The organism is Streptomyces sp. NPDC046900, from assembly GCF_040644975.1.
Lineage (GTDB): Bacteria > Actinomycetota > Actinomycetes > Streptomycetales > Streptomycetaceae > Streptomyces.
In genome coordinates this window covers 1-6886 of sequence record NZ_JBEYXD010000177.1, presented here as the reverse complement: position 1 = coordinate 6886, position 6886 = coordinate 1, and the positions used below count along the sequence as shown (strand labels likewise).

The following is a 6886-nucleotide window of genomic DNA, read 5'->3' as shown; positions in this document are numbered from 1 at the left end:
GTCTGTCGGCATGCATCCGAACCTACCCGGGAGGACTGACAGTTGAGACCTCTTGATCGCCACGGGCTCGCTCACCTCGTCGCGGGTGGACGGTCTTTCGCCCTGGAGGCGAAACCCCTATTTCCCGTCCTGCTCCGCAGCAGACCGATTCCTCCCGGCCTGAAGGCCGGGGCATCCTCGGAGGAACCCGGTGAACTTGTGGGCTGAGGCGGCGGATTCACGGAATCTGCCGCATGTGTCACTTCCCGGTCTGCCGCCAGAGGGAGGTGAGCGCCGCTACGGGGTCGGTGTCGGGGGGTGCTGCGGGCCACCATTCGCCGTCGTCTTCTTGCAGGTAGGGGTACCAGCGGGCGTCGGGGCCCAGGCGGAGCTGGATGCCGTGGCCGGTGAGGGTGAGGCGGTTGCGCCAGGCCCTGAGGGGGATCGGCGCGGTGGTCATCTCGGTGAGGGCTGCGGTCAGGGCGGCGCGGGCGGCCGTCATTGCTGCCGGGTCGGGAGTGTGGGGCTGTTCGGCGACGGTGAGGCCGGTGGGGCCGCTGTGGCGCCAGGCGCGGGTGAGGCGGGGGAACGCGGTCTGTTGGGCGCCGGTGGTCTGGATCAGGCGGTGGAACCACTCGGGTCCGGGGTTGCTTGCGGCGATCCGTACGGCGTCCTGGTGCTGGGTGAGGTGCAGGTCGGTGGTGTCGCCCGTGAGGAGCCGTGCGGCGCGTTGGGCGGCGTCGGTCATGAGGCGTTCCAGGTCCGTGGTGGCCAGGCCGCTGCCGGAGGGCGGGGTGACGGGCAGTGCGGCGGTGTGGGCGGCCGGTTCGGGGGGTTCGGGCAGTTGGGGGGCGTCTTCGGCCCAGCGGGTGTACGCGGCTGCGGCCGGGACACCGGTCGGGGCCGGTGGGCTCGCGGTCTGTTGGCTTGCCGTGCGGCGTGCGCGCAGCTGGGCGAGGACCTCCTCGCGGCTGCGGCCGCGCAGTGCAAAGAGCACGAAGGGGTCGGTGTCGATGGTGGCGGCGATGGCGTAGCAGAGTGCGGCGGCGTGTTTGCAGGGGTATCCCCAGTCGGGGCAGGAGCACTCGGGGTCGAGTTCGGTGGGCTGAGGGAGGAGGGGTACGCCTGCCTGGCGGGCGTCGTCGACGAGTTCGGCGGGCATCTCGCCGTCGAGGAGCGCGGCGAGGTGCTCGGCACGGGTCGTAATGGCGTCGAGCAGGGTGTCCCACTGAGCGTCGGTGAGGACGGGCAGGTGGACCGAGGAGCGGTACGGGCGCGGCCGGCTGCCCTGGACGGCGGCCTTGACCTGGCCCGGGGCGACGGTGGCCGGGCCGACCATGCCCTGGCGGGCGTAGGTGCGTCCGCGGGACAGACGTCCGGCGTCCAGAGTGGAGCCCTCCAGGGCCGTCACCCACGCCTGGCCCCACCAGGTCGCGGCGAAGGCGCGCCTGCCGCGGCCGGGCGCGCGGCGCTGGCCGGGCAGCGACGGGCTCATGACTGCCTTCCCAGGGCGACGAGTTCGGCGAGGTCGGCGTCGGACAGTTCGGTCAGGGCGGCCTCACCGGAGCCGATGACGGCGTCGGCGAGCGCGCGCTTGGATTCGAGCAGTTTGGCCACCTTGTCCTCGATGGTGCCCTCGGTAATGAGTTTGTGCACCTGGACGGGCTTGTCCTGGCCGATGCGGTAGGCGCGGTCGGTGGCCTGGTCCTCGACGGCCGGGTTCCACCAGCGGTCGTAGTGCACGACGTGGGTGGCGCGGGTGAGGTTGAGTCCGGTGCCCGCCGCCTTCAATGACAGCAGGAACACCGGCACTTCACCGCGCTGGAAGCGGTCCACCATCTCCTCGCGCCGCGTGACGGTGGTGCCGCCGTGCAGGAAGAGGGTGGGGGTGCCGCGTTCGGCGAGATGTTTCTCCAGGAGGGTTGCCATCTGCTTGTACTGGGTGAAGACCAGCACCGACTCGCCTTCGGCGGTGATGGTGTCGATCAGTTCGTCGAGCAGGTCGAGCTTGCCGGAGCGGCTGGCGAGGGGTGTGGATTGGCGCAGGTACTGGGCCGGGTGGTTGCAGATCTGCTTCAGCGCGGTGAGTAGCTTGAGGACCAGGCCGCGGCGGGCGATGCCCTCGGATTCCGTGATCTTCGTCATGGTCTCGCGGACCACCGCCTCGTACAGGCCGGCCTGTTCGGCCGTCAGCGGTACGACGCGGTCGGTCTCGGTCTTGGCCGGCAGTTCGGGTGCGATCCCCGGGTCGGACTTTCTGCGGCGTAGCAGGAAGGGACGGACGAGACGGGACAGGCGCTCGGCGGCCTCGGGGTTCTCGCCCGCTTCGATGGCGCGGGCGTGCCGGTCGCGGAAGGCGGTGAGTGGGCCGAGGAGTCCGGGGGTGGTCCAGTCGAGGAGTGCCCATAGTTCGGAGAGGTTGTTTTCCACGGGGGTGCCGGTGAGGGCGACGCGGGCGCGGGCGGGCAGGGCGCGCAGTTCCCGGGCGGTGGTGGTGTAGGGGTTTTTGACGTGCTGGGCCTCGTCGGCGGCGATCAGCGACCAGGCGGTCTCGGCGAGGACTTCGCGGTCGCGGCGCAGCACGCCGTAGGTGACCAGGACGATCTCGTCGTCGGCCAGGTCGTCGAGGTGGCGGTCGCCGCCGTGGTAGCGGCGCACGGGGATGGATGGGGCGAACCTGGCTGCCTCGCGCTGCCAGTTGCCGAGTAGGGAGGCGGGGCAGACGACGAGCGTGGGGCCGGCGGTGTCGGGGTGGGTCTGGCGGTGCAGGTGCAGGGCGAGCAGGGTGATGGTCTTGCCCAGGCCCATGTCGTCGGCGAGGCAGCCACCGAGGCCGAGTTCGCACATCTCGGCCAGCCAGGCCAGGCCCCGCTTCTGGTAGTCGCGCAGGGTGGCTTTGAGTGCGGCGGGCTGCGGGGCGGGCGCACGCTCTTCGGGGTCGCGGATACGGGCGACGAGGTCGCCGAAGGGGCCGACCGCCGTGCAGGGGATCAGTTCTCCGTCCCTTGCCGCCTCGCCGGTCAGTGCGGCTTCGAGTGCCTCCATGGGGGTCAGCGGTTCCATCCTGCGGCGCTTTGCGCGTGCCACCAGCTTCGGGTCGGCGACTACCCAATGGTCGCGCAGCCGGACGAGGGGGCGGCGGGCCTCGGCGAGGGCGTCCATCTCTTCCTCGGTGAGCGGTTGGCCGCTGAGCGAGATCTGCCAGCGGAAGTCGAGGAGGTCGTCGGTGTCGAGGAGGCCGCCCGCGCTGGAGCCGGGGGCCGTGCGCTGCCCGATCTGCGCGGACGCGGTGAGTGCCTTGACCAGCTCGCGCGGCCAGTGCACGTCGATACCCGCCGTACGCAGCGTATCGGTGGCGTCGCCCAGCAGGTCGAGGGCTTCGTCGTCGGTCAGCCGGAGCTGATCGGGCGCGGCGTCCTTCAGTAGCCGCTGGAGCGGGGGCCAGACCCGGGCGCCGCGGCGCAGTGCGAGCAGCGTCTGGGTCTCGGCGTGCGGGCCGAGCAGCCGTTCCACTTCGGCCGGTTCGCTCCACAGCTGTGCGGCCTCGACGACGAGCGCCGGATCCGCCTCGGTGTGCAGCTGCAGGACGGCCCGGAACTGCCGACGTTGCCCCTCGGGCAGGTCGACGCGCAGTGAGACGCCGACGTCGGCGGTGAACGCGGCGGTGGTCTCCTCGGCCCACTCGCGCAGGGTGAGCACGACACGCGTCTCGCGCCAGGCGTAGGGCAGGGCTCCCATGGCGAGCGGGGCGGCCGGGGTACGGACCAGGTCGTCGGCGACCGCGTCGCAGAACTGGCGTACCAGGGCGGCCGGTTCGGCGATCCGCAGTGGGGCCGGTCCTGGCTCGGGCAGGCAGTGGGCGTGGGGCGGGAAGGCGGCGGCGAGGGCGTCCAGCCTCTGACGCTGGCCGGTGGTGAAGGGGCCCGCCTGCCAGGTGTCGTAGCCGGCGGGGGTGAGGGCCGGGTGGAGTCGGCCGTCGGCGAGCAGACGCAGCGCGAAACGGGCGGCGGCTTGCCAGGCGGCGGCGGACGGATGCGGCGGCTTCGCCCCGGCCAGGGCGGCAACGGCGAGGGCGACGGGCAGCGCGTAGCCCTCCACCCTGCGCCGCCTGGCCGAGCGGCCGTGCGGCAGCACCAGCTCCGCCGACTCGGTCTCGACGCCCGCGGGCGTCATGCCCTCGGCGGCGGCTGCCCCGACGGGCTGCCATAGCAGCAGCCGACCGAGGCGGGCGGGCTCGCCGGGCAGGAACACCGACGCCCAGCCGCCGTCGAGCAGACCCCGCGCCCAGGCGGCCGACTCCGGTGCGGCTAAGGGCAGCACGCTCCTCGTGCCCGTGCCCGGCTCCCGTACGACGACTCGTGCCACTCTCTTTCGCCCCATCGTTATGCAAGCGAGCCGCACCGCGCCCCGCTCACCACCACGCGCCGTCACCCACCAGCGGGTTCCGGCCGCCCTTGCGTCACCGGCGGGAGTGCGCCTTGCTCGCCGCGGTACGCATGCGTTTGGCCAGCCGCTTGTCGACGCTGCGCAGACCCTCACCCAGTTCGGCGAGCACCTGGGCGGTGGCCGGGTGCTCCACTCGCCACAGGTCGTCCACCCGCCCTTCGAGCGCCTTTGGCACCGTGTTCCAGTTCTCCAGGAAGCCCCGGAGCAGCTCCTCGCTCTCCCCCGCACCGGCGAGCAGCGACAGCGCGTCGACGAGCAGCCACAACCCGGCCTCCTCCGCCCGCGCCGGGTCCACGTGCGCTTCTGCCCCAGGGCGTGCGCCCAGGGCCGCAGCGGCCACCTGGCGGCACCCCTCGACGTCGGAGTCCGCTGCCTTCCGCAGCACTCGCAGTGCCCGGGGGTCGTCGAGCTCGGCCAGGACCAGTTGGGCCACGGCGCGCTTCGCCGCGGCCTTGGGGCCGTCTCCCGCGCAGGCGTCGAGCAGCCCCACCGCGGCACCCGCCGCAGGTCGGTGTTCCAGCCACCCTTCGACCTCCCGGCGCATCTCCTCGGGGGAGTAGCCCACAAGCCCCTGGAGCAGAGTGTCGGCGTCCGCTTCGCCCAACTCACCGAGCAGCGGCGCAGGCACACCGCACTCCATCAGGTAGGCGCGGAGCCCGTAGCGGCCGAGCGGGGTGAGCCGCATGCGGTCCCCGCGCCCGTCGTCCCGCGACCGGTCCGACGCCGCCGACGAGGGTCCTGAACCGCCCGGCTCCTGTCCGCTCATGGCGTTCAGCAGTGTGCGCAGAGCCTCCTCGGCCAACCCGTCGCCGTCACCGGGCTCGTACTCCACCGCGCCCAACAGGGCGAGCCCTTCCCCCAGCTCCCGAAAGGACGCCGCGAACAGCGCCTGGAAGAGATCGAACTCCGGCCCGTTCTCGCCCGCCTCACGGGCCTTCGCACGCAGGTCGTCGACATCCACCCAGACGTCGTCCGGGGCGTCGTACAGCAGCCCGACCAGTCCGTCGGCGAGCTCGGCCGTCAGCTCGCCCAGCTCACCGTGCAGCCTGTCCAGCACCCCCGTCTCACCGACCTCCTCCAGCAGATCGCTCAACGTGGCGGTCCAGAACTCCAGAAGGTCCTCACCGGCGAAGTCGCTCCCCGCGCCGCCCCACGCGCGGCCCCCGCCGATCGTGATCATCCCGCCGTCCACGGCGAGCCACCACGGATCGTCGAGAACGGCCACGTCCTTGGCGCTGCGCAGCGATTTCAACGCACGAGCCCGCGCGACGGCATCGGCATACGGCGAGTCGCCGCCAGCCAGCTTCCACAGCCGGAGATCTTCGACGGCCTCACGGGCAAGCGCAGGCCGCAACACCCGGCCGGCGGTGACCTGCCGTCCCTCGCGGCACCAGGCGGCGAGCCGCAGCGCCGCGTCGAAGAGCGGAACACCCCGCACGGCAGCGACAAGGTCCCCCCGCGCAGCCAGGGTCACCGGGCGCAGCACAGGCACATCCTCGGCAGGCCCGTCGACTCCGGCATCGACCGGATCGCCCACCCGGCACTGCCCACAGGTACACAACGCCACGTCCTCGGCGTTCAGCCGACCAACACCGCCGCGCCCGGCCCGATCACCGGCCGGCGACTTCGCTTTTCCGAACACCGTGTCCGGCGTCAACAGGGCCAGCCGCGCGGTGATCCCGTCCCGGTCGAAGGCCACCGGATCGTAACCGGCCGCCCGCAGCTCGGCGACCAGCTCACCGTACAGGTCATGCCCGGCCCCATCCGGGCGGTCGAGGAGCTCCAGCACCTCGGCCAGCCCCCACACGCCGCCGATGTCCTCGCCCGGCACATCCGCCCGACGCCCGCCGACGCAGCGCACCGCCCGCTCCGCGCCCGCCGGACGCGGCAGCGCCTTCTCCAGCGTGATCCCGTGCTCCCAGTCATCGCCGAAGTCGTAGACGTAGCGCAGCCGTGCCCCCTCCTCGGCCAGCACGTCACCGAGCGCGGTGGCGCCCTCGTCACCGACCTGACCGAAGCCAAGATCCATGTCCGTGAGCCGGGCCGCAGCGCCGTACCCCCGGCCGAACTCGTCGGTGAAGAGATGCAGATGACCACCATGCCAGCCGAAAGCGACCTGGATGGCGTCGTGCAGTGTGCCGAGCGAGGTGTCGGACGGCAGCACCAGGCGTCGCCACAGGGGCGGCTTTGTACCGTGGAGCACGATCTTCAGCTGGAGATCGGACAGGACCGCCCTCGTGTCTCGCCGCACCTGTTGCTCCCACCGATCCGAGGCCACCCGAACGCCTCATCATGGCGGCCCGGCGCGTGCCAGCCCAAATCAGACAGTCGCGATGACCGGCATGCGGTCCCATACGGCCTCGGTGTCACCGGCTTTCTCCGAGGATGCCCCGGCCTTCAGGCCGGGGAGGAATCGGACTCCTGCGGAGCAGGGCAGGGACAGCCGGATCGCCGTCAGGGC

General features: G+C 72.3%; 3 protein-coding genes. All 3 read right to left on the bottom strand.

Going from position 1 to position 6886, the window contains the following annotated elements; all coding sequences use genetic code 11:
• Positions 1 to 238: 238 nt before the first annotated feature.
• The 3 genes from ABZ904_RS49965 to ABZ904_RS49955 all read right to left on the bottom strand — a co-directional run bounded on the left by ABZ904_RS49965 (position 239) and on the right by ABZ904_RS49955 (position 6676).
• Complete coding sequence (locus ABZ904_RS49965; protein ID WP_361830875.1) at positions 239 to 1474, bottom strand: SWIM zinc finger family protein; 1236 nt, start codon at positions 1472 to 1474, stop codon at positions 239 to 241.
• Positions 1471 to 4344, bottom strand: a complete 2874-nt coding sequence (locus ABZ904_RS49960; protein ID WP_361830872.1) for a DEAD/DEAH box helicase — start codon at positions 4342 to 4344, stop codon at positions 1471 to 1473. The genes ABZ904_RS49965 and ABZ904_RS49960 overlap by 4 nt, the downstream gene beginning before the upstream one ends.
• Before the next feature lie 94 nt (positions 4345 to 4438).
• A complete protein-coding gene (locus ABZ904_RS49955; RefSeq protein WP_361830869.1) occupies positions 4439 to 6676 on the bottom strand; it encodes a plasmid pRiA4b ORF-3 family protein in 2238 nt (745 codons plus the stop codon).
• Positions 6677 to 6886: the final 210 nt, after the last annotated feature.